We start from the raw sequence: 26,296 nt of genomic DNA on the forward strand, positions 1-26,296 counted from the left end.
TCACCCCATCAATTCAAAATGATACGAAGCAGCACTTAACGCGTATAACGGCGCCGTTTCTGTTCTTAAAATTCTTGGTCCTAAACTACATGGTACAAATTTATGTTCACGAAGCGCTGTAATCTCTTCCTCAGCTAAACCGCCTTCTGGGCCAAATACAATCAATAGCTTTTGACCTGGTTTCATTGTCGTTAAAGCTTTCGCAAAATTAGATTTCTCGCCTTGTTTTGCTTCCTCTTCGTAAGCAACAAGACAAGCATCATACTCACCACTCATTGAAAGCAATTGCTTAAATGATGCTGGAGCATGTACTTCTGGAATTTCACTTCTATGTGATTGTTCCGCAGCTTCTTTCACAATTTTTCTTAAACGCTCAACTTTTTTATCAGCTTTTTTCGCATCCCATTTTACGATAGAGCGAGATGCTTGAAATGGTAAGAATGCAGCTGCCCCAAGCTCAGTTCCTTTTTGAAAAATTAACTCTAGCTTGTCTCCTTTTGGCAGTCCACTTGCAATCGTCACGAAAACAGGAAGTTCACTTGACGCCTCTACCCATTCTACAATAGCCGTATTAATAAATTCACTGGTAATTTCATCAATTGAACATACTGCTGTTTTTCCATTTACACAGCAATAAATATGATCACCAGCTGACATACGCATCACTCTTGCGATATGATGTACGTCATCACCTACAATGCGAATACTTGTCTCATTTACATATTTCTCTTCTACAAAATAACGTTGCATATAATCACCTTAGTAGAGTTTCGTTCCTTTCGTAAGTCAACACTTACGAAAAGAACGAAACGTTATCATTTTTCATATAACAAACGGCAAGTCCCTCACCTTATAGTGAGAGACTCCCCTTTTCATTATAGACTAAAATCTATATTACGCATTTCGTGCAATAATTGCTACCCAATCTTCCATTCGTAACACTTCTTCAATTGTAAATCCAGCTTTTTCTAGCGCCTCAGAAATTACTTTTTCCTTCGCAGCAATAATGCCCGATGTAATAAATAATCCACCTGACTTCACAACTCTTGCTGCATCTTCAGGGAATAATAGAATAATTTCTGCTAATAAGTTAGCTACGATTAAATCAACAGGACCTTCAATACCTTCTAAAAGACTATTTTGTCCAACAGACACGATATCATCTGTTGTATTTAAACGTACATTCATTTCTGCACTTTCAACCGCAACCGGATCTAAATCATACGCTTGAACAGAAGACGCACCTAATTTTGCTGCTGCAATACTAAGTACACCAGAACCTGTTCCTACATCAATAATAGCGTCACCTGGCTGTACTGTTTTTTCTAAAGCACGGATACACATCGTTGTTGTTGGATGAGTTCCTGTACCAAACGCCATACCCGGGTCTAATTCAATGATTTTTTCATCAGGAGAAGATGGTGTATATTCTTCCCAAGTCGGTACGATTGTGAATGTATCAGAAATTTGTACTGGATGGTAATATTTTTTCCAAGCAGTAGCCCAATCTTCTTCATTGACTTCGTTAACGGTAATATTTCCAGTACCAATTTCGATGTCGTAAGATGGAAGCACATCAATAGATGATTTTACACCTGCAATCGTTTCATGTAAAGAATCGGTTTGCGGGAAATATGCTTTTATTAATACACCTTCCGCCGGATATTCATCTGGATTCAATGCATAAATTTCACCATATTGTTGCTCGCGCTCTTTCGTTAACTCCGCTGGATCCTCAATCGCAACTCCGCTAGCACCAGCTTCATGTAAAATATGAGAGACAGCTTCTACTGCTTCTTCTGTTGTATGAATACTAATTTCTGACCATTTCACAATTTACCAACTCCATTTTTTATTTCCATTATTCCCCTTTGAAAGCACGTTTAAGCTTTCCGAATAAACTATCATCCTGCTCTTCTTGTCCTGCAAATTCACGTAATAAATCTTTTTGCTGTGAAGTTAATTTCGTCGGTACAACAACACGAACGACTACATATTGATCTCCTTGACCGTATCCACGTACGTTCGGAGCACCTTTTCCTTTTAAGCGGAACTCTGTTCCAGTTTGTGTTCCTGCTGGGATTTTCAGCTTCACTTTACCATGAACAGTAGGGACTTCCACTTCAGCACCAAGTGCCATTTGTGCAAATGTTAATGGCATTTCGCAAATAATGTGGTCTCCTTCACGCTCGAAGAATTCATGATTTCTTACATGAACAACAACATATAAGTCTCCTGCTGGTCCGCCATTTACGCCGGCTTCACCTTTTCCAGACACACGAATTTGTTGACCATTATCAATACCCGCTGGAATTTTAACATTAATTTTTTTACGTTTACGAACTTTACCTGAACCGTGACATGTCGTACATTTTTCTTTAATAATTTGTCCAGTTCCTGAACAATGACCACAAGCTTGACGGTTTACGATACGACCAAACGGTGTGTTTTGTTCAACACTCACTTGACCAGAACCTGAACAATGTTTACATGTTTCTTTTGAAGTTCCTGGTTTTGCTCCACTACCTTTACAAGTATCACATGGATCTTCTACTGGAATTTCCACATTTAATTCCTTACCAAAAATAGCTTCTTCAAAATCTAAAGTGACTTGATATTGTAAGTCAGCGCCTTGGCGCGGAGCATTTGGATCACGACGTCTGCCGCCGCCACCGCCAAAGAAAGAACTAAATATATCTTCAAAACCGAAGCCACCGCCGAAGTCTCCTCCGCCGCCAAATCCACCGAATCCTTGATTTGCACCAGCATGACCAAATTGATCGTACTGCGCACGCTTTTGATCATCACTTAACACTTCGTATGCTTCTTGTACTTCTTTAAACTTTTCAATTGCATTTTCTTCTTTGCTTACGTCTGGATGGTATTTTTTAGCCAAACGACGATACGCTTTTTTTATTTCATCTGTTGAAGCGCCCTTGCTAAGTCCAAGGACCTCATAATAGTCTCGTTTACTCATAAATTTACAACCCCCGAATCTTTCACATAAACGTAATTTTAACACCGAAAGAAAGTGCTTTGCAACAAAGTTTCCTCACTTACAGTATGCAAAGCGAAAAACTTAAGATCCTCACACATCGCTTCTCATTCGTGAAAAAAGCCAAAGTCAAGGCACGCTTGACTTTGACTTTTTGTCATCTTACTTATTATGTTTACAGTTGAATTACTTGTCTTCTTTTACTTCTTCAAACTCAGCGTCAACTACATTGTCTTTCTTCGCGCCAGCGTCTTGTGCACCTTGCGCACCTTCTGCTTGACCAGCAGCTGCTTGAGCTTGCTCGTATAATTTAACAGTTAATTGTTGTACGATTTCTTGTAAAGCATCTTTTTTCGCACGAATTTCTTCAAGCTCGTTTTTCTCGATTGCAGCTTGTAATGCTTCTTTCGCTTCTGTTGCTTTTGCAACTTCAGCTGCATCTACTTTACCTTCTAAATCTTTTACAACTTTGTCTGTTTGGAATACAAGTTGGTCAGCTTCATTACGAAGTTCAACTTCTTCCTTACGTTTTTGGTCAGCGTCAGCATTTGCTTCCGCTTCTTGTACCATACGTTCTACTTCTTCATCAGAAAGACCTGAAGAAGATTGGATTGTAATAGCTTGCTCTTTGCTTGTTCCTAAGTCTTTCGCACGTACGTTAACGATACCGTTCGCATCAATATCGAATGTTACTTCGATTTGTGGAATACCACGTGGTGCTGGTGGAAGGTCAGTTAATTGGAAACGACCTAACGTTTTGTTGTCAGCTGACATCGGACGCTCACCTTGTAATACGTGAATGTCTACTGCTGGTTGATTATCAGCAGCTGTCGAGAATACTTGTGACTTACTTGTTGGAATTGTAGTGTTACGCTCGATTAATTTCGTGAACACGCCACCCATAGTTTCAATACCTAAAGAAAGTGGAGTTACGTCTAATAATAGAACACCTTCTACATCACCAGTAAGTACGCCACCTTGAACTGCAGCACCTAATGCTACAACTTCATCAGGGTTTACACCTTTATATGGCTCTTTACCAGTTTCACGTTTAATAGCTTCTTGTACAGCTGGGATACGAGTAGATCCACCAACAAGAATAACTTTATCTAATTCGCTTGGAGCAAAACCAGCGTCTTTTAATGCACGACGAGTTGGCTCTAATGTTCTTTCAACAAGACCTGCTGAAAGCTCTTCGAATTTCGCTCTTGTTAACGTTAATTCTAAGTGTAATGGACCAGCAGCTCCAGCACTAATGAATGGTAATGAAATTTGAGTTTGTGTTACACCAGAAAGATCTTTTTTCGCTTTTTCAGCTGCATCTTTCAAGCGTTGAAGCGCCATTTTATCTTGGCTTAAATCAATGTTATTTTCTTTTTTGAACTCAGCTACTAAGTGATCGATGATAACTTGGTCAAAGTCATCGCCACCAAGACGGTTGTCACCAGCAGTTGAAATAACTTCGAATGTGCCGTCTGCTAACTCAAGGATAGATACGTCAAATGTACCGCCACCTAAGTCATATACTAAGATTTTTTGTTCTTCGTCTTGTTTTTCTAAACCGTAAGCAAGTGCTGCTGCTGTTGGCTCGTTAATGATACGCTCAACTTCTAAACCAGCGATACGACCAGCATCTTTCGTTGCTTGACGCTCTGCATCGTTGAAGTATGCAGGTACTGTAATAACAGCTTTCGTTACTGTTTCACCTAAGTATGCTTCAGCAGAAGCTTTTAAATTTTGTAAAATGATTGCAGAAATTTCTTGAGGTGTATAATCTTTACCTTCAACTTCTACTTTGTAGTCTGTACCCATATGACGTTTAACAGACATGATTGTATTTGGGTTTGTAATTGCTTGGCGCTTTGCAACTTCCCCAACTTGACGTTCTTCATTTTTGAAAGCTACAACAGAAGGTGTTGTACGGTTCCCTTCTGGATTTGGGATAACCTTTGGTTCTCCACCTTCCATAACAGCTACACAAGAGTTTGTTGTACCTAAGTCAATACCGATAATTTTACTCATGGCGAATCCTCCTAGTTTTATGTAAATTATTGATTTACTTTTACCATTGATGGGCGAATCACACGGTCTTTTAATTTATAACCTTTTTGGAATTCTTCCACAACCGCGTTTGATTCAAATTCACTATCTTCCACTTGCATAATAGCTTGGTGTTCATTAGGATCAAACTGTTTACCAACAGCTTCAATCACTTCCACACCTTCTTTAGTCAGCGCTTCTAACAATTGACGATGCACCATCTCCATACCTTGTAACAATGATTTCGTTTGCTCATCAGTCGCTTCCACTTGCATTGCTCTTTCAAAATTATCAAGAGCTGGCAAGATGTCTGAAACTAGACTTTGTGCTCTATATTTTTCAGCAGCCTGTTTATCCATTTGGACACGGCGCTTATAATTTTCAAAATCAGCTTGTAGACGTAATGTGCGACCTTCCGTTTCCGTTAGTTTCGCTTGTAACTCATCTACTTTTTCTTGTAAAAGAGCAGCCTCACTTTTTTCTTCTACAGTTTCTTCACTGTTTTCTGGCGTGACAGCTTCTTCAACTTGCGCTTCTTTTACTTCTTCTACCACTTGTTCGTTACGCTCTTCCACAATATTCACCTCCTTAAAAGGTATTAGGTATCATGCATAGCATGATTACCTAATCATTATATATTACACACAGCAATGAAAATTTCATCACTTGAGCGAATGTATTACTCTCATTTACTTTTTAAGCCCATCAGTAAATTGTCTCGTAAATAACTGTAACAAACTAATTACACGAGAATATTGCATTCTCGTAGGACCTAAAATAGCAATTGTTCCAAGTTGCTCTTCGCCGATCGAATATGTTGCAGAAATTAAACTACAATCCTCCATAGCCGTCGAAGAGTTTTCCCTACCAATTTTCACTTGAATCCCGACTTGTTTATGACGCAAAATGTCATAAAATTCGGCTTCATTATCAATCATGGTAAGTAAAGATCTAACCTTTTGAATGTCATGGAACTCTGGCTGCGAAAGCATATTTGCTTTTCCTCCAAAGTATATCTTTTCCGATAACGGAACTTGAAATGTACCATCCAACATTTTTATTGCACTATCGTAATTATGAACATACCCACGTAAAACTGTAACAATTTCCTTAAAGATTTTATTATGAAGTTCTTCCATCGGTACGCCAGATAGCTTTTCATTTAAAATATTAACCATTTTTTCTAAATCTGATAAATCAACAGATTCCGGAACGGTAATCGTTTTACTTTGTACATGCCCTGTATCGGTTACAATAATAGCGACTGCAGTTTGACGATCAAGCGGCACAATTTGTACATTTTTAAGTTTATTTGTACTTAACTTCGGTCCAAGAACAATTGCCGTATAATTCGTAAGTTCTGATAAAATTTGAGCAGATTGCTGTGCAATTTTTTCCGCTTCAAAAATTCTTTCAGCAAATAAATCTTTAATTTGTACAATTTCAGCGTTCGGTAAGTTTTGCGGCGCTAAAAGATGGTCTACATAAAATCGGTAGCCTTTCTCAGAAGGAACACGTCCAGAAGAACTGTGCGTTTTTTCAATAAAACCTAATTCTTCTAAGTCCGCCATTTCATTTCGAATAGTAGCTGAACTAAATGTGATTTCATCTTTTTTAGCCAACGTTCTAGACCCAACGGGCTGCGCTGATCCAATAAAGTCATCAATAATTGTTTGTAAAATTAAGAGCTGACGTTCCGTAAGCATCTCATCATCACCTCTGTTAGCACTCTTTGTCTTTGAGTGCTAAATCTATTAATAACTTACCAAAATTGACATTCAATTGTCAACGGAAACGTCACGAAATAATGAAACTTTTTCACGCCTATGGAACATTTAATTAGTCAATCAAAAATGATTGGAATACTTCATTCCCTAATAATTTTCCTTTTCGCGTTAAACGCACATGTCCATCTTCCTCTTCAAGCAATCCCTGCTCTTGGTTGCTTTGTAACTGCTTTGCGAAAACTTGATCCATCTCTATATTAAATTTATTGTGGAACGCCGTTTTAGAAACACCTTTTGTTTTTCGAAGCCCTAAGAACAGCTCTTCTTCCATTCTTTCTTTCTCCGTCACTTTGTGAACATCTAAATACGGAAATCCTGTTTCATCAATTTTATTAAAATATTGCTTCAGAGGACCAACATTTTGAATACGTTCTCCGTTCACATAACTATGAGCTCCAGCTCCAAATCCATAATACTCTTCATTATTCCAGTATGTGAGATTATGTCTACTTTTATTGTCACCTTTTGAGAAATTACTAATTTCATACTGGTTATAACCGTGTTTCTCCATTTCATCCATTACTATTTCATACATTTTCGCTTCATGGTCTTCACCCGGAAGACGTAATTTTCCTTTGTTCATTAAGTTATAAAACACTGTTTTTGGCTCCACAATTAATGAATATGCCGAGAAATGTTGTACACCAAGCGTAAAAGCAATATCTAATGTTTCTTTTACATCTTCTATCGTCTGTCCTGGCAAAGCATAAATAATATCTACATTAATATTTTTAAAGCCTACTTCCTGTGCCTCTCGAATCGCGAGGAATGCATCTTCCCTCGTATGCTTGCGCCCGATCTTCTCAAGAAGTTCATCACGGAACGTTTGCACACCAAAACTAATTCGATTTACTCCACCTTCTAGCAGTACATTTAGCTTCTCTTTCGGTAAATCTCCTGGATTCGCTTCAAATGTTAATTCACAATTCGGGGCGAACGGACGCAAATGACGATTAATAATCTCGAGTAAATTTTTTGTCTGTTCCATATTTAACGCTGTCGGAGTTCCCCCACCCACAAAAATCGTTTTCATACTATCAAATGGAACTTTTTGAACCGTATTTATTATTTCCTTCTCTAAATAATCTAAATATTGATCAACCGGTTGGCGTTCAATAAACACTTTATTAAAATCACAATAGTGACAAATGTGCTGACAAAACGGAATATGAATGTATGCAGCTTGTACCAAATATAACTCCTACCTTTCTAAAAAGAAAACCTCCGCACTCCGGAGGGTTCTCTACTTCTCTAACGTATTACGAATTTGTTCCATTCGCATTTTTCCCCAATCATACATCATTTCAACGATCGGTAAAAGTGACATGCCTAGTTCCGTCATATAATACTCAACGCGAGGAGGAATTTCAGGATATACTGTCCGATCAACAATCCCATCTTCCATTAACTCTTTTAATTGGTTCGACAAAACTTTATGAGAAATGCTTGGGAATAACCGTTGTAATTCACTGAAACGATGCGGCCCTTCCACACCAAGATGCCACAGTATCACAACTTTCCACTTTCCACTAATAATAGAAAGCGTCAATTCCTTTTCACAATTAAAATTACCATTTTGTATTTTATCTTGAATATCTTTTCGAATATTTTCGGACATTAACAATCTCCTAACTCTATATGAACTAAAAAGCTCTCTCATTATTGTAAATGAGAGCTGCTCAGATGTCTAAAAAGTAATTATACAGAAAAAAGAAGCCGCACAAACGACTTCTTTTTTATTTCAAATATTAGTTGTCATCCATTTTCAGTACAGCCATGAATGCCTCTTGCGGTACTTCTACAGAGCCAACAGACTTCATACGTTTTTTACCTTCTTTTTGCTTATCAAGAAGTTTACGCTTACGAGAAATGTCACCGCCGTAACATTTTGCAAGTACGTTTTTACGCATCGCTTTAATTGTAGAACGTGCTACAACTTTATTTCCGATAGTCGCCTGAATTGGCACTTCGAACTGTTGTCTCGGAATTAATTCTTTTAATTTCTCTACGATTACTTTACCACGGTCATACGCTGAATCACGGTGTACGATAAATGATAAAGCATCCACTTGTTCATTATTTAAAAGAATATCCATTTTCACAAGTTTAGATGGCTTATAGCCAATTAACTCGTAGTCAAATGATGCATACCCTTTCGTATTTGATTTCAATTGATCGAAGAAGTCATATACGATTTCTGATAACGGGATTTCATATGTTAATGTAACACGCGTTTCATCTAAATATTGCATATCAATAAACGTTCCACGTTTACCTTGGCAAATCTCCATTACAGCTCCAACATAGTCATTCGGAACCATAATTGAAGCCTTCACAAACGGCTCTTCTACACGATCGATAGACTGTGGATCTGGCATATTAGATGGGTTATCAACAATAACATCTTCACCGTTAGTTAAATAAACTTTATAAATAACGCTTGGCGCTGTTGTAATTAAGTCAATCTTAAATTCACGTTCAATACGTTCTTGAATGATTTCCATGTGAAGAAGCCCTAAGAAACCACAACGGAAACCAAATCCTAGCGCTTGAGATGTTTCTGGTTCAAACTCAAGAGCAGAATCGTTTAACTCTAATTTTTCTAATGCATCACGTAAATCGTTATAACGAGCAGAGTCAATTGGATACAGACCACAGAATACCATCGGGTTTAACTTACGGTAACCTGCTAACGGCTCTGCAGCTGGACGTTTCGCATGTGTAATCGTATCACCAACACGTGTGTCACCAACATTTTTAATCGATGCTGCTAAGAAACCTACATCACCTACTGTTAACTCGTCACGTTGCGTAGTTTTCGGTGTAAATACACCTACTTCTGTTACTTCAAATTCTTTACCCGTTGCCATCATACGTACTTTATCGCCAACTTTTACTGTTCCATTTACAACACGGATATAAGCAATTACACCGCGGTACGGATCATATAAAGAGTCGAAAATCATACATTGTAATGGCTCTTCTGAATCACCCGACGGAGCTGGTACTTTTTCAACAATTTGTTCTAAAATTTCTTCAATACCAATTCCAGCTTTCGCAGAAGCAAGTACCGCTTCTGATGCATCTAAACCAATTACATCTTCTACCTCTTGACGTACACGTTCTGGATCCGCACTCGGTAAGTCGATTTTATTAATAACTGGTAAAATTTCCAAATTATTATCAAGCGCTAAGTATACGTTTGCTAACGTTTGCGCTTCAATACCTTGCGCTGCATCTACTACAAGAATCGCGCCTTCACAAGCCGCTAAACTACGAGATACTTCGTACGTAAAGTCGACGTGTCCTGGTGTATCAATTAAATGAAGAATATACTCTTCACCATCTTTTGCTTTATAGTTTAATTGTACTGCGTTTAATTTGATTGTAATACCACGCTCACGCTCTAAATCCATAGAGTCAAGCAACTGAGCTTTCATTTCACGTTGTGTTAACGCGTTTGTTTTCTCTAAAATACGGTCTGCTAACGTTGATTTTCCGTGGTCAATATGAGCAATAATAGAGAAATTACGAATTTTGGACTGTCTTTTTGCTCTTTCTTCTTTATTCATCTATGTTCTCAACTCCTAATAGTCTCGCCAATATACACTAGCACTGATTATATCAATAGAGCAACAAAGATTCAATGAAAACTCGTGCTGCTTACGATACAAATCATTCTATCTATATCTTATGCGAATAAACCATAAGAGACAAACCCTTTTCAAATTTTAAAACGGCTGTCTTACAAACCAGTAAAACAACCGCCTCCCATGTTACTCTTAGCTAAAAATTCCTTTTATTTTCCCAACAACGATATCCGTTCCGAACTTCGTCATTTCATAAGCTACACTAGCTACTGCCATCCCAATTCCTTCTACAACATTAAAACTTCTTAAACGTTCTAACTGTTGTTGTTTTTCTGAGGCCGAAAACGAGCTACCCAAAATTTCTGATTCAGCACCTGTACTTTCTGTCCCTGTCATATGAGCTATTTGTTCATATGACAGTTGCTGATAGCCTTTCATACTTTTCAAACCATGATTAGCAAGTGCCACTCCTGCTATCATCATAAGTAAACATAAAGCCACACTACATATACACAAAAGCGTAAAGCGACTCAAACGATAATCATCTGTTCCCCTCAATGTGTATATGCTCCCGTATTATCTTGATCAATTTGATGATGCAGCGCCGCATTTAAACCACTCGCTATTACATTCGCCATATCCTCAATAAAAGTATCTACTTCTTTTGGGGTTACCATTAAATTATGACCAAGAGGAGATAGCACTTCATAAATCAGCCTTCTTTTTTCTTCTTCTTCCAACGTACCAACAGCACCTAAAAACATATTTCTGCTCTTTTCATCCGGCATATCTTCTTCCGTTAATTTTTTCTTTTCTCCAAATGAAAATCCCGCTGGTAACAAAGAGCGTGAAGGTTTATTTCCTTCTTTCATCTCTCGGCCGAAATGTTTCAAAATAAAATCAATCGTATCACTTGTAATCGAAACAGCATCGACCACAGTCGGAACACCAATCGCGATTACAGGGATACCTAATGTGTCTTTACTTAGTTCTTTACGTTTATTCCCAACCCCCGATCCGGGATGAATTCCAGTATCAGAAATTTGTATCGTGCTATTTACTCGTTCAATAGAACGGGCAGCTAATGCGTCAATCGCAATTACAAAGTCCGGGTTCGTCTTCTCAATAATCCCATAAATAACATCGCTCGTTTCGATTCCTGTAATTCCCATTACCCCCGGCCGAATTGCACTAACAGGCCTAAACCCTTCTTCTACACTTTCAGGCTGTAATTGAAACAAATGTCTCGTTACTAATACATTTTCTACAACTATCGGTCCAAGAGCATCTGGTGTTACATTCCAATTCCCAAGACCTACAATTAAACAGCTTGCTTCTTTTGTAACGCCAACCTCTTCTAAGAAATTAGAAAATTCTTTTGCAAAAATACGCTCCACTTTTTGTTGAAGTTCTGTATCTTGCTGACGTATACCTTGAACTTCAAGCGTTAAATAATTTCCAGGCTTTTTACCCATCGCTTCAGAGGCAGCTTCATCAATTGTTACTTTTGTAATTATAGTCCCCTCTTCTTCTCTCTCTTTTACAATAACTCCCTGTATCCCTTTTTGTTCCTCTTGGCTTTCTTGCAACATTTGATGGGCTTCTACAGCAAGGTCAGTTCTAATGCTATATTTACTTAAATCTAATGGTTCTTTCATCGTATCTCCTCCGTAATTCATAGTAAATATCGTTAGATTTCCCAAAGTTATATAAGGTCATTCTTTCCTTTACGTGAAATTTCATGGATATACTATTGCAATTCTCTTCACCGTTTGATAGAATATCACTTGTTCTATGTAAGAATCGAGTCATTCGATTGCACCAGGGAGGTGAAAAGTATGGCAAACATCAAATCTGCTATCAAACGCGCTAAACTTAGCGAAGAGCGTCGTGCACATAACGCTTCTATCAAGTCTGACATGCGTTCTGCTGTTAAAACTGTAGAAGCTTTAGTTACTAATAACGATCTTGAAAATGCTAAAGAAGCTTTCAAAACTGCTTCTAAAAAACTTGACAAAGCAGCTCGTAAAGGTCTTATCCACCAAAACGCTGCAGCTCGTCAAAAATCTCGCTTAGCGAAACAAGTAAACGCGTAAGGCGTTTAAAAAACGATCCATTTGGATCGTTTTTTTATATACAAAAAAGTTCATGTACTTAGTACATGAACTTTTTTGTGTCATCACATATGATTTAATCGCATTAAGAAAAACTCGAGCACAAGTTTCTTATCCATCTTTCCCGTCTTCATACTATAATCAGCTTCCGCTAATTCTATAATCACTTTTTTTAATTCTTCAAAAGAGAAAAACTTCGTTTGATTCATTGCCAACTTCACGCGATACGGATGTACACCAATATGAGACGCAATTTGATTTTGTCCATAACCACGTTGCTGTAGCTCTTTCACTTGATACAACAAGCGGAATTGACTCACTAATAACGCAAGCAATTTAATCGGCTCTTCCTGCTGCGTAAATAATCCATCCAAAATTTGCATTGCACCTGCAATATCTTTTTTCACCACTTTTTCTGTCAAAGCGAATACATTTTGCTCAACGGATTTTGGTACAAGCTCTGCAACAAGTTTCGTCGTAATCTCTCCGCCCATACCGACGTATAACGTTAACTTGTCCATTTCCTTCGCCAACATTGTTACATTACTTCCCACAAGCTCTAGCAACAAACTAACAGCCGCGTTATCAATATGCACATGCACTTCATCTGCACGAGCAACAATCCACTTCTGAACATCCTGTATTTGCATCGCATTTGCTTCTACTACATCTGCTGTTTTCTTTAATAGTTTTGTAATTTTTTTTCGCTCATCAAGTTTTTCGTAAGGCGCAACAAAAACAAGAATAGAAAATGGAGAAGGTTCACCAATGTATTCTTCTAAAATTTTTATATTTTGCTCTAACTTTTCTTTTTGCGAAGTCAAAAATAGCGGTGATTTTATTAACAGTACTTTCCGTTCTCCGAAGAAAGGAAGCGTACGCGCATCCTCAACCACATCTTCTAAATACGCTTCTTCTAAATCGTATGTCACAACATTAAACTCTCGATCTTCTTCTTCAAGTGCTTCTGTCGTAATAAGCTTTATCGTTTCATTTATAAAAAAAGCTTCCGTTCCATATAGTAAATATAACGGAGCAAACTGTTTCTTTTTAATTTTTTTATGTATATCACTCATACTTTTTCCTACTCCCTAACTTGGCAATATATATTTATACTAATGCCCTAGCTTTTGTTTTACAAGTACAAAGGAACAGGCTTTATAACCCGTCCCTTTATTTATATTAAACGCCACGCAATAAGCCCCGGGTTTCTTATTGGTGTGCGGTAATCACCTTCCCTTTATTATTCGCAATAAAAATTTGAGTATAAGTGCCAACTGTTAACATGCTTGGAAACGAAAAACTCACATTACTTCATGATTTAAAAGTAGCAAAAAAGCTCGTTTTCTCTTCATATGGAAATTGTAGATTTTTTTCTGACAATATTTTATACTAAAGTGGAATGTTGGGGAGGGATTCTAAATGAATGATTTTGAACAAAACGTTCAAAGTAAACGCAATGACGCTATTGATTCAGGGGTAGGATTTATCGTCTCATTTGGTTTTTTCGCAACACTTTTCATCATTGCAACTGTTATTAAATTTATCGGTTCTTAAAGACTGCCACTTCATGGCAGTCTTCTCTTTTTCATCTATTATGTGTTTTATCATATGTGATTTTACTTTTAAAGGTTCCATTTTCCCCTTTAAAAACATAGGAAATAGCACCTTGCTTGTCCGTGCGCCATATCGCACTCCCCATCTTCTCAAAACGCTCTATCACTTCTTTATGCGGGTGTCCATACCTATTCTGCTTACCAACAGATATAATCGCTACACGAGGCTGTATGACGTTCAAAAAAGGCTCTATAGATGACGTATTACTCCCATGATGAGCAACTTTTAAAACATCCACTTGTAAATCTGGATATGCCTCTACTAAAATCTTTTCCCCTTCTTCTTCCAAATCGCCTGTAAATAGCCACTTCAACCCTCCAAATTTTGCCCATATTACAATTGAAGCGTTATTTTCGCTTTTTTCTTTTCCTTTTGGAGCTAAAACGAAAAATTCCGCTTCATTTACACTCCAACTCGCCCCTTCCCCCACTTCAGTTATTTTCATTTCCTTTTCTAATGCCTGTTTCTTGACTACTTTTTCTAATACTGCATCTTTTCCCTTTCGGCCAAATACCACTTCTTTTACAGGTATATATGATAATAATTCTTGCGCAGCACCTATATGATCTGCATCTCCATGCGTTACGATTAATTTATCAATTGTTTTAATACCTTCTTTTTGTAAAAAGGGTATTAAAACATCATTCCCAACAGAAAATTCATGCTTTTTTTGTTGCCATTCTTCCTTATTCACACGAAGCGTTCCACCTGTATCAATAAGATAAATCCCTTTATCATACGGAAGGCGAATTAATATTGCATCACCTTGTCCAACATCAATAAATGTTACACTTCCGCTTCCTCTAAAATATGGATATACATAATGACATGTGCTAATAAAAATAAATACACTCGCAACTATACAAACCATTTTTTTCGGCGCTCTTCTTTCCCAAACCATCAATATACTGACAATACTCGCGCAATATACAGCTACAAGATTGAAGGGCGTTTCCCCGAAGATAAGCTGGGTAAATGGTAAACTTTCACAATAACTTAGAAAATCATTAGACATACTCAAGCCTATTGATAATACATCCGCAAATCCTTTTGCAAGAAACGGGACAATTGGCATACACAGTAAAATAATAATGCTACATGGTAATACAATGATAGATAAAAACGGAACGTATAAGAGATTGAGGAGAATGCTATATGGAGAAAAATAACCAAAGTGATATAACAAAATCGGAGTACTAACGAGCTGTGAAATGATAGAAATATAAATAGAATTTCGGATTACTCCGTTGCTACTCCCTAACAATAACGGAGCAGACAAAAGTAAAGCGAAGCTACCTACAAAAGAAAACTGAAATCCAATATTAAAAACAAGATAAGGGTCATATATAAGCATACATATAGCTGTTACACTTAAAGCATCTAAACTAGATAAACGAATCGAGCACATAAAAGCAATCAACATCAAAACCCCTGTTATAGAAGCTCTTATAACAGAGGGTGAAGCCCCTGCTAAAACCATATACAAAGGAATACAAATGATAAGGCAAATTGTTGCTACCTCCCTCGTCGCACCGCTTCTTAGCAAAATAAAATATACTATCACCATCAACAATACAATGTGTGAACCTGAAATTGCTAACAAATGTACAAGACCAAATTGTTGATATTGCTCTTCCACTTCAAACGTCATTTGTTGTCTATCACCAAAGAGTAATGCATTCATAAAAGCACCTGATTGCTCTGGAAACATTTCTGTAACTTTCGAGATTGCTTGTTGCCTTAAAAGAAGAATCCATTGCGTGAGCGACAGTGATGTTTTATAGCATTCAGAAATATATGTAGCCTCAAATGTGAAATGAATATGTTGCTTGTATAAATAATCACGGTAATTAAAACCATGAAAATTCCGAGCTGTTTCCGGTTCTTTCCTCTCACCCTCGAATACACATGATATCCCTGCGTATAATTGTTGCATTTTTTTCTTTTCCAAAGCTGATTTTATTCTATAACTTAACTGCACTATATTTTTATTCTGATCTTCAAATTGAAAAGATAGGCGATCCCCATTAACAAGCGGTGTGTTTTGTATAACCCCTCTTGTAACTGCATAGGGCTTCCCTAGAGGCTTATTCCATACTTGAACATAGGAAGTGTATATAACGCTACTAAAGCACGCTACAATACAAAAAATGAAGGTTTTACGCGAAGTGCGATATAAACAGAAGAAAACATTTAAAAAGAGGCAAAAAACTATCAATAAAAGTGACGAGGAAAAGGCAATTGCAATCCCTATTATAAACGAGATTGCAACATACCCCCATTGTTCTTGCAACTTATACTCACTCCTTATAGCATCATTTTTGCTTTCGTGAATACATGCTGTAATTCTTCCATTGATAAATTATCTTTTTCTAAAGACACAAATAATTCTTTCAACTCTGTATAACGTTTTTGATCCTCTAATGCAGCAATATCATATTCTAGCGGAACGTGTTTCACTGTTACATTCGCTTGTTCAAATAACTCTATGGCGTATGGATGATTTTTATAATCCTGCGCATAATAAACCGCTGTAATACCACTTTGAATAATTGCCTTACAACATTGTAAACAAGGGAAATGCGTAACGTAAATTTCTGCTTCCTCTGTTTTCGCACCAAACTTGGCACATTGTAATAAAGCATTCATTTCGGCATGAATTGTCCGAACACAATGATTATCGATTACGTAACAACCATCATCTATACAATGTACGCCACCTTTAATTGAACCATTATATCCACCAGCAATAATTCGTTTATCGCGAACGATTGTCGCTCCTACCGCAAGCCTTGTACATGTACTACGCAAAGATAGTAGATGGCTTTGCGTCATAAAATATTGATCCCATGAAATTCGTTCCATATTTTTCACCTACTTTTTTGTCTACTTGTAGTGTAGCGAAAGAAGAAAAACTTCGTCAATCTTTTACGGAATAATAATTTGATCTTTTATCTTTTCAAGAGACTTCGCACCAATCCCATCAATCTCTAATAAATCTTCTATTTTCTGAAACGGACCATGTTCTTCTCGATATTTCAAAATACTTTCTGCCTTTCGAGAGCCAATCCCTGTAATTTTTTCTAGTTGTTCTTTCGCCGCTGTATTTATTCGAATCTTGCCATCTTCCTTAGAAGAAGTAAGCACCCCTTGTTCTGATTCATTTTTACTCGGTATATAAAGAAGCATTTGATCTTGTACAATTTGTGCTAAATTCACTTTTTCATATCTACTTCTGATAAAAAACCACCAGCCTTTTGAACCGCATCCTTTACGCGATCTCCTTCCTTCATTTCATATACCCCTTCTTTACTAACCGCTCCTTTCACATCAATTATAATTGTTCTTTTCTGTTCCTTTGTATCCGATATTTTCGGTTTACCCTTTTTTTCGATCTCCTTCTCTTGTACATTCATTGTAATAGGCATTCGTTCTACACTCTGATTCGTTTTCCAAAAAACAAGAAAAAGTAAAGTTCCAATAATAGCTACTAAACCTAACCACTTTTTCGGAAAATCCCACATCATTTTACACCTCTAATCATAAATTTATAACATCATTCATATTGTTTAGGAGAAAGCTGTTACGAAGGAGGGATGAAACTTTGAACATAGGAATTATAGGGACAGGAAACATGGGGAATATACTAATCGATGCATTTTTAGAAACCCGTGCTGTCAAACCTTCGTGCCTTACAATCATTAATCGGACGCCTGCAAAAGCATATCATATAAAAGAAAAATACCCTTCTGTTCATATAGCAAAAACAATCCCGGAAGTAATCGAACAATCACAACTTATTTTTATTTGTGTCAAGCCGATAGATATATACCCTATCCTAAAAAAATACGCTGAACATTTTTCTGATGAAACGTGCTTAGTTTCTATTACAAGTCCAATATCTCCATCACAATTAGAGACTCTCGTACCTTGCCACGTCGCGCGTATCATTCCAAGTATCACAAATCGCGCGCTCTCTGGCGCCTCACTATTTACATTTGGAGATAATTGCTCTGAAGAATGGCAACAAAAACTACTTCGTCTATTCAAAAACATTTCTACACCTCTTGTAATAGAAGAAGATATAACGCGCGTTTCATCTGATATAGCAAGTTGCGGTCCTGCTTTCTTTAGTTATTTACTACAATGCTTCATTAACGCTGCTGTAGATAAAACAAATATTACACACGAAGAGGCTACTACTTTAGTAAGTGAAATGGTCGTGGGGATGGGGAAATTACTTGAAAAAGAAATCTTCACATTACCTACCTTACAAGAAAAGGTTTGCGTGAAAGGCGGCGTTACTGGGGAAGGCATTCGGGTTTTAGAAGAGCACGTTGGAGATATGTTCCATAAGTTAATCGAGCGAACACATGAAAAATTTGATGAAGATTTAGAATGCGTTGATCAGCAATTCAATAAACACACATAATAAATACGTCATTTTCATTCCAAATCCTTTTTATAAATACTTACTTTTTTACAATACATTTTCACTTCAACTACTATTCCCACACTTTACGCATACAATCTTCAGATTATGCTAGAACTAAAAATACATCTTCTTTATAAAACAAAAGCAACCTTCTCGGTTGCTTTTGTTTTATCCATTTTTCTTCGCCATGAAGAAAATACGCTCTGTTTGTTCTGTAACTTCAAGTCGCTCAAAATCACCTGTTACACGAAGCACTGTAAAACCTGCTTCTTCAAGCCATTTCGTTAACTCTTCCACTTGATATGCACGTTGCACGTGACATTCGTCAAACCGATGGTACACATCTTCTTCCGGATCTTGAACAAAGAATGTTAAATCATGCTCTACACTATTTGATTCTTCACCAGGGAAGCAATTCCAAATAAGAGATATTTCTTCTCCATTCACTGTATACGTTTCATTTTGAAATACATGATGTATTTTATATAAAGAATGTACATCAAATAAAAACAAACCATCTTGACGTAAATGATGAAATACTCTTCTAAATGTTTCTTGTACTCCATCTTCTTGCAATACATAATTTAATGAATCACAAAAGATGGTTACACAATCAAACTCACCTGGAACATCAAGCTCTCGCATGTCTTGTTGATAAAAAGGAATAAAGTATCCCTCTCCTCCTAGTTTTTGCTGAGCGACTGTTAACATTTCTTCTGAAAGATCGACACCTATTAAATCGTAACCCTTTTGCACAAGCGGCAGGGTTACATTACCTGTACCGCATGCTACATCAAGAATTTTTGCCTCTTTCATATCTGCCTGCTGTAAACTTTCCTCTGTAAATTCCACCCATTTATCATAAGGGACATCATTCATTAGTTCGTCGTACAACAATGCAAATTGTTCGTATTTCATTGGCCTAACTCTTCTGTAATATCTTCACGTGGCACATCGCCCCATAGACGCTCTAAATTATAGTGATTACGCTCATCTTTATGGAATACATGAGCAACTACATCTCCAAGATCAACTAATACCCAACGTGCTTCGTCAAACCCTTCCATACGTTGTACGTCGATTTGGAACTCATGTGCTTTTGATTTAATTTCACGTGCAATTGCTTGCACTTGTTTATCTGAATTTCCGTGACAAATAATGAAATAATCTGCAATTGGTGAAATACCTTGCATATTTAGGACAACCATATCTTCTGCTCTCTTATCATCAGCTGCTTTTGCCGCTAATACTAATAAATCTTTATCGTTCATTTACTCATTTCCTCCTTGATAACTGCATTGTATGTTTGGAATGTTAATGGATAAATCGTCTGATCTTTTTCCATTAAAAATTGAATTGTTCTCTTTAACGCAAATAATAAAGCTTGATTTATATCCGTATATGCGAGTTTACGAGCCTCTTCCACTCCTGGAAACTTTCGCCCAGGTTCAATGTAATCCGCTACATAAATCACTTTATCTAACATCGTCATATTCTCATGACCACTTGTATGATATGTAATAGCTTGCAAAATTTCAGAATCCGTAATGCCTACTTCTTTTTCTACTAAGTATGCCCCAACAGGTGCATGCCATAACTCTTTGTTATAGCAAAGTAAATCTTTCGGCAAATCTTCACGTTTAATAATCTCTTCCATCTCTGAAATTGCTCTACATTTCGCATAATCATGGAATATAGCTGCCATCTCTGCTTTTTTTTCGTCCACACCGTATAACTTAGCAAGCTCAATCGCTGTCTCCATTACACCAATTGTGTGTATATAACGTTTTTCATGCATTTGTTGTTTGACAATATGCAGTGCATTTTCACGATTCATACAACCCATTCCTCTCGATATATACCTGTACTTTTTCGGGAAGTAAATATTTACACGTTTTCTTCTCCTTATATCTCTCACGTAATAAGGATGAAGAAACTGCAAATTCCGGAATTTCCACTGTAGTAATCTTATATGGTGTATGCAATGTATACCCAGGTCTTGCAACTCCAACAAACGTTACAAGATTAAGTAAAGCTTCAATGTTATACCACTTCGGTAAATACTCAACCATATCCCCACCAATAATAAAGTGAAACTGCACATCCGGATACTTCTTCGTCAATTGTAACATAGTGTCATACGTATAAGATGGGCCCTTCCTACTTAGCTCTTCTAAACAAATAGAAAAGTGCTCTTCTGCCTCAGTCGCGAGCTCTAACATATGTAAACGACTTTCTACACTTGTAATATTCCGCCCTTGTTTATGTGGCGGAATCTGGTTTGGCAAGAACCATACTTCTTCCAAGTTCAAAGCGTGATATACTTCATTTGCAATTAGCAAATGTCCATAGTGAGGCGGATCAAATGTACCGCCAATGATGCCAATTTTTCTCAAAAGAAACGCCCCTTCCTTTTACATACAGCAACTCTCCTCGGTTAGGAATGAAGAGAGTTGCTATTAATAAAAGTTCAATCGGTTTCGCTCTCTACATCATTACGCATAAACGATAAAAATAGCGCATGCTAGTCTTTTTATCGAGGAAGCTTAATTTGTTTATTTTCTCTTGATTCTTTGTATAAAACGATTGTGCTTCCAATTACTTGAACGATTTCAGCACGTGCACCTTTTGCAAGTTCTTCCGCAACCTCACGGCGATCAAATTCACAGTTTTGTAATACACTTACTTTAAATAACTCACGAGCTTCTAAAGTATCTGCGATTTGTTTAATCATATTTTCATTTACTCCGCCTTTTCCTACTTGAAAAATTGGTGTTAAATGATGTGCTTGTGCACGTAAAAATCTTTTTTGTTTTCCTGTTAACATGTATGTTAGCCTCCAAGCTTTTCTATAACTAATTGTTTCATTCTCTCGATATTTGGCGTGCGTCCTGTCCACATTTCAAATGCAAGTGCTCCTTGATAAACAAACATATCAATACCATTTTGAATGATTGCACCTTGCTCTTTTGCCTCACATAAAATTTTCGTTTCAAATGGATTATAAATTATATCTGATACAATCGTTCCTTTTTTTAACGAACAAATTTGTAATGGCGTATGTTCTACGTGTGGATGCATACCTATCGTTGTCGTCTGAATGATAATATCATAATTTCCTTGTTCTTCTGTCGCTTTTTCTAACGACAAAGCAACAGAATTAACATCGGCCGTACGTGCAGCAATAAGTTCCTTTGCCTTATCTACTGTACGATTGGCTACATCAATCTCTTTTACACCTACATCAGCAAGAGAAAAATAAATAGCTCGGCTAGCACCACCTGAACCAAGTAACAAAATACGTTTCCCTTGAAGTGGTTCATTACTAATTGACTGCAGCGCTCGAACAAAACCAATCCCGTCTGTGTTATAGCCAATTAATCTTCCATCCTTATGAACCACTGTATTTACTGCACCGATTTTCCTTGCCAATGGGTCAATCTCATCCAAATACTCCATAATAGCAACCTTGTGCGGAGTTGTTACATTAAATCCTGAAATACCTAATGCTTTTAAACCTCTTACTGCTTCCCCTAGCAATTCCTCTTCAACAAGGAACGCATGATAATGGGCATCCATATTCAAGTGTTCAAATGCATCGTTATGCATAACGGGTGATAATGAATGTCCAATTGGATTTCCGATTACACCATATAATTGTTTCATAAATCCCTCTCCATATTAAATTAAAGATTTACGTAGTGAAACACTTACTCCTTTTGGTACGTGTGCAACAATTTTTGCTCCTGGTTCGTTCACAGTAACCCATCCTAATCCAGAGAATACAACATCCGTTTTAGGTTCACGAATATTAAATTCGTATTTCACTAGCTCAGGCATATTTGCTAATTCTTCTGGCGTTGGTGGGCTTAGTAAATCCCCGGCATGATTTTTATATAATTCATCTGCTTTCTCAAGCTTTGTACGATGGATTGTTAAGCGATTCGAGAAGTGACAAGTAAATGCACGACGACCACCACTTACATAATCAAAACGTGCCAATCCACTAAAGAATAACGTTTGTTCTTCATTTAATTGGAATACCATCGGCTTAATTTCTTTTGTTGGTGTAATAAGCTTTAAGCTTTGCTTTCCAACATAATGAGCCATTTGGTGGTGGTTAATAATACCTGGCGTATCATATAAAGAAGACTCTTCGTCCAATGGAATATCAATTAAATCAAGTGTTGTTCCTGGGAAATGAGATGTTGTAATTACATTTTCAGTCTCATCACTAAATTCTTTAATCATACGATTAATAAATGTCGATTTCCCTACATTCGTACATCCAACAACATAAACATCTTTGCCGCCGCGATAATACTCAATAGCATCTGCTAGTTCAGCGATTCCTTGTCCCTTCGCTGCACTAATTAAAAAGACATCTTCTGGTTTTAATCCTAGCTGCTTTGCACTATAGCGCATCCAATGTTTTACTTTATCATGTTTTACTGACTTTGGAATTAAATCAGCTTTATTTCCAACAAGTAATACTTTATTATTCCCTACGAAACGATGTAAGCCAGGTAACCAGCTACCATTAAAATCAAAAATATCTACAATTTTGACTACTAATGCATCTGATTTTCCAATTCCATTTAAAATGCGTAGGAAGTCATCATCTGTTAACGATACATCTTGAATTTCATTGTAATGCTTCAAGCGAAAACAACGTTGACAAATAACTTGTTCTTTCTCTAAAGATGAGGCAGGAGCATACCCCACTTCGTTTTTATTTTCTGTTTGAATTTCTACACCGCAACCAATACATTTAATTGTTTCAGTCAAACTTTATTCCTCCCAGTTAATTAAACCTTTTTTCTTCATATTTTTCATAATTCTTCGTTCAATTTTTCGATTAAAGCGCGTTACTAATCCGTCCGTTTGTGCTACCGGTACAACTAAAATTGTATGAAGGCCTACTCGGTTGCCACCAAGCACGTCCGTCAGTAACTGATCTCCAATTACTACAACTTCATCTGGCTGCAAACGCATCTCTTGTATCGCACGCTTAAATGCGCGAACAAATGGTTTACGTGCACTATGAATAAATGGAATACCTAATGGATCAGCAAAATCTTTTACACGTTGCTCATTATTATTTGAAACGACCGTTACTTGAATGCCTTGCTCTTTCATTTCCAAGAACCATTTTTCAAGTTGCGGTGTTGCATTGGGACGATCCCATTCAATTAAAGTGTTATCTAAGTCAGTAATAACGCCTTTAATCCCACGTTTTTTTAAATCTTCTGGTTGAACATGATATACATTTTTCACATATTCATTTGGTAAAAATAGTTTCAATTTCTTTCACCTCTTTGAGGATTTTTCATAAAATTTTTCGACAACATTTTTCGATATATAACCTGTGGATAAAATTGTACACATTTTCCACATTAATTTTTCAGTTAATTTGGAATTTACTAACAAACTATACACACTTTATCCACCTAGGTATGTGGATAACCACTCGTTTGTGACTGTCATATTTTTTTGGTACATTAAATGCATCAACGAATCAATCCTTATATTATTAGGAGGTGACTCACCTTGAAAACAAAACATATGGAACAGTTATCCACTGAGTTACTCACTGAGTCTTATTATAAAGCAAAAGAACTAAAATTAAATCCCGACTTCATTTTACTTATAAAACAAGAAATCATTAGACGCTCATTAGAGGACAAGCTTGTCAAATCATCTTGATTACATATAAAGTGAAAGTTTAATCAGCCCTTACCAATTAAACAGTTAAAGGATAATTTATTGGATGCCCTGTAAAAAGAGCCATCCTACGATGGCTCTCGAATAAACAAGTACTCCCATCTAGGGGATTTCATCATTAAGTATCTTTGCCCATAACTCTTACTTACGGTTATAAAAGCTTTTCTTTATTTATGAGCTAAGCGAGTAGCTATTTTTTGACCAAGACGAAGCTCTTGTCCACTCTTTAATTCCTGCACTACTTCTATCATATCTTTTTCAAACAATAACACAACTGTTGAACCAAATGTAAAGTATGCCATTTCTTCACCTTTTTGAACAGTGTCTCTCTCATGCAAAAGCTCAATACTATTAACAAACATGGCACCTACTTTTACAAGAGCCATATGCTCGCCATCACTGCTTACTTCTGTAACAGAACGATAATTTTTTGACAGTGGTTCTTTCCCGTATTCCATACCAGCTGCATTTACCGGATATGATTTTCTACCGAGTACAAATCTTTCAGTCACAGAACCAGAAAGCGGACTATGAATGCGATGATAATGACTTGGACTCAAATAAATTACCATATATGTACCGCCTGCATATCGCGTTGCACGTTCTTCATTACCTAGCATATCCACAATCGAATAACGCTTTCCTTTAATATCAAATGTTTTTGTATCCTCAATAGGACCTTGATCTGCAAAAACACCATCAACAGGACTAACGATACTCGATGCATCTGTATCAATACTACGCTTTCCTTCTTTTAGCTTACGCGTAAATAATTCATGCAATGTTCTATATTCCTTCAAACCCTTTTCCATCTCATCTTGATTAATTTGAAAAACTTTCGCATACGATGGAATAATGATAGAGCTCAAACGAGATTGTGCAAATTTACGTAATATATAAGAAGTAAAGCGACCATTTGTAAGTTCTATCATAAGTCGATATAATGTACGTCGCAAATTGCGAAACCCCCTAATCAGTCTATAACTTTAGTTTTCCCTTCTTTTCTTTCTATATCATATGTAAAATTGGTTCTTATTCCCACATATCATATAAAGCAGCCTTATTATACATACAGAAAACTAAGTATGGTATTATTCTTAAATTATTTAGCACCTTCTAATATTACAGATAGAATCCGTCATTTTCAACAGTGAACATGTATTTCTTCTTAGCATAACGCGTTTTCTTTTCTTATTTACAATAAGAAAAGCAGCCCATTTTAAATATGGCTGCTTCTAATACACTTTACTCTTTCGCTTTTTTCTCTTTCTCTGCCCTTACAAACTCGTGGAACATTTTCATTAAAGCACGCTTTTCAATCCGTGATACATAGCTTCTAGAAATACCAAGCGCCTTAGCGATTTCCCGCTGTGTTTTCTCCTTATCTAGCCCAAGTCCAAAACGTTTCACAATCACTTCTTTTTCTCTTTCGTCTAAAATATCGATATACTCTTTAATTTTTTCTAACTCCATACTAAGCTGAATCATATCAATTACATCTTCAGACTCTGATTTTAATATATCAATAAGCGATATTTCATTGCCCTCTTTATCTTGCCCGATCGGATCATGAAGTGAAACATCTTTTTTCGTTTTCTTTAGTACACGTAAATGCATCAAAATTTCATTTTCAATACAGCGTGCTGCATACGTCGCAAGCTTCGTTCCCTTTCCAGCAGAATAGCTCTCGATCGCTTTAATGAGCCCGATCGTACCAATTGAAATTAAATCTTCTGCATCTTCTCCTGTGTTCTCAAATTTTTTAACGATATGAGCTACAAGCCGTAAATTATGTTCAATTAAAAGATTTCTCGCTTGAGCATCACCTTGCTCCATTAACTCTAAGTACTTTCTCTCATCATCTGATGATAACGGCTGCGGGAACGCATTATTCTTCACATAAGAAACAAAGACAAACACTTCTCGAACCATATATCCAATTGCGGCGAATAGACTCAAACCTTTCACCTCCGCCAAAATAGTGGTCTTTATTA

The 26,296-nt window shown here is 36.8% G+C and carries 28 protein-coding genes and 1 pseudogene; 4 read left to right on the plus strand and 25 right to left on the minus strand.

Annotated features, from left to right (window positions below; translation table 11 throughout):
* The 11 genes from ACTL4X_RS21840 to gpr form a co-directional block, all read right to left on the minus strand.
* Complete coding sequence (locus ACTL4X_RS21840; protein ID WP_001190154.1) at positions 1–750, minus strand: 16S rRNA (uracil(1498)-N(3))-methyltransferase; 750 nt, start codon at positions 748–750, stop codon at positions 1–3.
* 144 nt (positions 751–894) lie between these two features.
* Positions 895–1,833: a 50S ribosomal protein L11 methyltransferase gene (gene prmA, locus ACTL4X_RS21845; RefSeq protein WP_000872099.1), complete on the minus strand. Its 939-nt coding sequence runs from the start codon at positions 1,831–1,833 to the stop codon at positions 895–897.
* A 28-nt stretch (positions 1,834–1,861) separates the two neighbouring features.
* Entirely contained in the window at positions 1,862–2,977 is a 1,116-nt protein-coding gene (dnaJ, locus tag ACTL4X_RS21850; RefSeq protein ID WP_000043946.1) for a chaperone protein DnaJ, read from the minus strand.
* A 204-nt stretch (positions 2,978–3,181) separates the two neighbouring features.
* Entirely contained in the window at positions 3,182–5,017 is a 1,836-nt protein-coding gene (dnaK, locus tag ACTL4X_RS21855) for a chaperone protein DnaK (RefSeq protein ID WP_000034700.1), read from the minus strand.
* Between the two features lie 26 nt (positions 5,018–5,043).
* The gene (gene grpE / locus ACTL4X_RS21860) at positions 5,044–5,610 is read right to left on the minus strand and encodes a nucleotide exchange factor GrpE (RefSeq protein WP_000392711.1); all 567 of its coding nucleotides are present in this window, start codon (positions 5,608–5,610) and stop codon (positions 5,044–5,046) included.
* A gap of 114 nt (positions 5,611–5,724) precedes the next feature.
* Positions 5,725–6,741: a heat-inducible transcriptional repressor HrcA gene (gene hrcA, locus ACTL4X_RS21865; RefSeq protein ID WP_000954941.1), complete on the minus strand. Its 1,017-nt coding sequence runs from the start codon at positions 6,739–6,741 to the stop codon at positions 5,725–5,727.
* Between the two features lie 133 nt (positions 6,742–6,874).
* Entirely contained in the window at positions 6,875–8,014 is a 1,140-nt protein-coding gene (gene hemW / locus ACTL4X_RS21870; RefSeq protein ID WP_000249438.1) for a radical SAM family heme chaperone HemW, read from the minus strand.
* A gap of 51 nt (positions 8,015–8,065) precedes the next feature.
* On the minus strand, positions 8,066–8,440 hold the full coding sequence (locus tag ACTL4X_RS21875; RefSeq protein ID WP_001293539.1) for a winged helix-turn-helix transcriptional regulator: 375 nt from the start codon (positions 8,438–8,440) through the stop codon (positions 8,066–8,068).
* Positions 8,441–8,570: 130 nt separating this feature from the next.
* Positions 8,571–10,394, minus strand: coding sequence for an elongation factor 4 (gene lepA / locus ACTL4X_RS21880; protein WP_001030951.1), 1,824 nt, complete (start codon positions 10,392–10,394; stop codon positions 8,571–8,573).
* Between the two features lie 210 nt (positions 10,395–10,604).
* Positions 10,605–10,970, minus strand: a complete 366-nt coding sequence (locus tag ACTL4X_RS21885) for a YqxA family protein (protein ID WP_001215037.1) — start codon at positions 10,968–10,970, stop codon at positions 10,605–10,607.
* Positions 10,967–12,070 (minus strand): GPR endopeptidase, encoded by a 1,104-nt coding sequence (gene gpr / locus ACTL4X_RS21890; RefSeq protein ID WP_000662618.1) that lies wholly within the window; start codon positions 12,068–12,070, stop codon positions 10,967–10,969. The genes ACTL4X_RS21885 and gpr overlap by 4 nt, the downstream gene beginning before the upstream one ends.
* Before the next feature lie 180 nt (positions 12,071–12,250).
* On the opposite strand from gpr, the gene rpsT reads away from it, so the two are divergent.
* On the plus strand, positions 12,251–12,508 hold the full coding sequence (gene rpsT / locus ACTL4X_RS21895; RefSeq protein ID WP_001274011.1) for a 30S ribosomal protein S20: 258 nt from the start codon (positions 12,251–12,253) through the stop codon (positions 12,506–12,508).
* An 83-nt stretch (positions 12,509–12,591) separates the two neighbouring features.
* Here the strand turns inward: rpsT and holA are convergent, their stop codons facing one another.
* Complete coding sequence (gene holA, locus ACTL4X_RS21900; RefSeq protein ID WP_001279916.1) at positions 12,592–13,602, minus strand: DNA polymerase III subunit delta; 1,011 nt, start codon at positions 13,600–13,602, stop codon at positions 12,592–12,594.
* 346 nt (positions 13,603–13,948) lie between these two features.
* On the opposite strand from holA, the gene ACTL4X_RS21905 reads away from it, so the two are divergent.
* Positions 13,949–14,083, plus strand: a complete 135-nt coding sequence (locus ACTL4X_RS21905) for a YqzM family protein (RefSeq protein WP_000997609.1) — start codon at positions 13,949–13,951, stop codon at positions 14,081–14,083.
* Positions 14,084–14,114: 31 nt separating this feature from the next.
* On the opposite strand, the gene ACTL4X_RS21910 is transcribed toward ACTL4X_RS21905, so the two are convergent.
* From ACTL4X_RS21910 to ACTL4X_RS21920, 3 genes and pseudogenes are all read right to left on the minus strand, one after another.
* On the minus strand, positions 14,115–16,436 hold the full coding sequence (locus tag ACTL4X_RS21910) for a DNA internalization-related competence protein ComEC/Rec2 (RefSeq protein WP_001157837.1): 2,322 nt from the start codon (positions 16,434–16,436) through the stop codon (positions 14,115–14,117).
* A 14-nt stretch (positions 16,437–16,450) separates the two neighbouring features.
* Positions 16,451–17,008, minus strand: coding sequence for a ComE operon protein 2 (locus tag ACTL4X_RS21915; RefSeq protein WP_000439770.1), 558 nt, complete (start codon positions 17,006–17,008; stop codon positions 16,451–16,453).
* Between the two features lie 63 nt (positions 17,009–17,071).
* Positions 17,072–17,670, minus strand: a pseudogene (locus tag ACTL4X_RS21920) (helix-hairpin-helix domain-containing protein).
* Between the two features lie 77 nt (positions 17,671–17,747).
* On the opposite strand from ACTL4X_RS21920, the gene comER reads away from it, so the two are divergent.
* Positions 17,748–18,575, plus strand: coding sequence for a late competence protein ComER (gene comER / locus ACTL4X_RS21925; RefSeq protein ID WP_001020554.1), 828 nt, complete (start codon positions 17,748–17,750; stop codon positions 18,573–18,575).
* Positions 18,576–18,746: 171 nt separating this feature from the next.
* Here comER and ACTL4X_RS21930 read toward each other — a convergent pair whose 3' ends face one another.
* From ACTL4X_RS21930 to ACTL4X_RS21965, 8 genes are all read right to left on the minus strand, one after another.
* The gene (locus ACTL4X_RS21930) at positions 18,747–19,496 is read right to left on the minus strand and encodes a class I SAM-dependent methyltransferase (protein ID WP_000873069.1); all 750 of its coding nucleotides are present in this window, start codon (positions 19,494–19,496) and stop codon (positions 18,747–18,749) included.
* Complete coding sequence (gene rsfS, locus ACTL4X_RS21935) at positions 19,493–19,849, minus strand: ribosome silencing factor (RefSeq protein ID WP_000998173.1); 357 nt, start codon at positions 19,847–19,849, stop codon at positions 19,493–19,495. The genes ACTL4X_RS21930 and rsfS overlap by 4 nt, the downstream gene beginning before the upstream one ends.
* A complete protein-coding gene (yqeK, locus tag ACTL4X_RS21940) occupies positions 19,846–20,415 on the minus strand; it encodes a bis(5'-nucleosyl)-tetraphosphatase (symmetrical) YqeK (RefSeq protein WP_001078477.1) in 570 nt (189 codons plus the stop codon). The genes rsfS and yqeK overlap by 4 nt, the downstream gene beginning before the upstream one ends.
* Positions 20,405–20,974 (minus strand): nicotinate-nucleotide adenylyltransferase, encoded by a 570-nt coding sequence (gene nadD / locus ACTL4X_RS21945; RefSeq protein WP_001226048.1) that lies wholly within the window; start codon positions 20,972–20,974, stop codon positions 20,405–20,407. Before nadD ends, yqeK begins: the two co-directional genes overlap by 11 nt.
* Positions 20,975–21,111: 137 nt before the next feature.
* Positions 21,112–21,405, minus strand: a complete 294-nt coding sequence (gene yhbY, locus ACTL4X_RS21950; RefSeq protein WP_000955224.1) for a ribosome assembly RNA-binding protein YhbY — start codon at positions 21,403–21,405, stop codon at positions 21,112–21,114.
* Between the two features lie 5 nt (positions 21,406–21,410).
* Positions 21,411–22,244, minus strand: a complete 834-nt coding sequence (gene aroE, locus ACTL4X_RS21955; protein ID WP_000812076.1) for a shikimate dehydrogenase — start codon at positions 22,242–22,244, stop codon at positions 21,411–21,413.
* A 15-nt stretch (positions 22,245–22,259) separates the two neighbouring features.
* Positions 22,260–23,366, minus strand: coding sequence for a ribosome biogenesis GTPase YqeH (gene yqeH, locus ACTL4X_RS21960; RefSeq protein WP_000140799.1), 1,107 nt, complete (start codon positions 23,364–23,366; stop codon positions 22,260–22,262).
* 3 nt (positions 23,367–23,369) lie between these two features.
* Complete coding sequence (locus tag ACTL4X_RS21965; protein WP_000765314.1) at positions 23,370–23,882, minus strand: YqeG family HAD IIIA-type phosphatase; 513 nt, start codon at positions 23,880–23,882, stop codon at positions 23,370–23,372.
* Between the two features lie 246 nt (positions 23,883–24,128).
* Here ACTL4X_RS21965 and ACTL4X_RS21970 point away from each other — a divergent pair, with 246 nt between their 5' ends.
* Entirely contained in the window at positions 24,129–24,284 is a 156-nt protein-coding gene (locus ACTL4X_RS21970; RefSeq protein ID WP_000850094.1) for a sporulation histidine kinase inhibitor Sda, read from the plus strand.
* Between the two features lie 185 nt (positions 24,285–24,469).
* On the opposite strand, the gene ACTL4X_RS21975 is transcribed toward ACTL4X_RS21970, so the two are convergent.
* On the minus strand, positions 24,470–25,258 hold the full coding sequence (locus tag ACTL4X_RS21975; protein WP_001255003.1) for a phosphatidylserine decarboxylase: 789 nt from the start codon (positions 25,256–25,258) through the stop codon (positions 24,470–24,472).
* A gap of 289 nt (positions 25,259–25,547) precedes the next feature.
* The gene (sigK, locus tag ACTL4X_RS21980) at positions 25,548–26,261 is read right to left on the minus strand and encodes an RNA polymerase sporulation sigma factor SigK (protein WP_000051382.1); all 714 of its coding nucleotides are present in this window, start codon (positions 26,259–26,261) and stop codon (positions 25,548–25,550) included.
* Positions 26,262–26,296 lie beyond the last annotated feature (35 nt).

Source organism: Bacillus sp. RE35, from assembly GCF_052146655.1.
GTDB lineage: Bacteria > Bacillota > Bacilli > Bacillales > Bacillaceae_G > Bacillus_A > Bacillus_A cereus.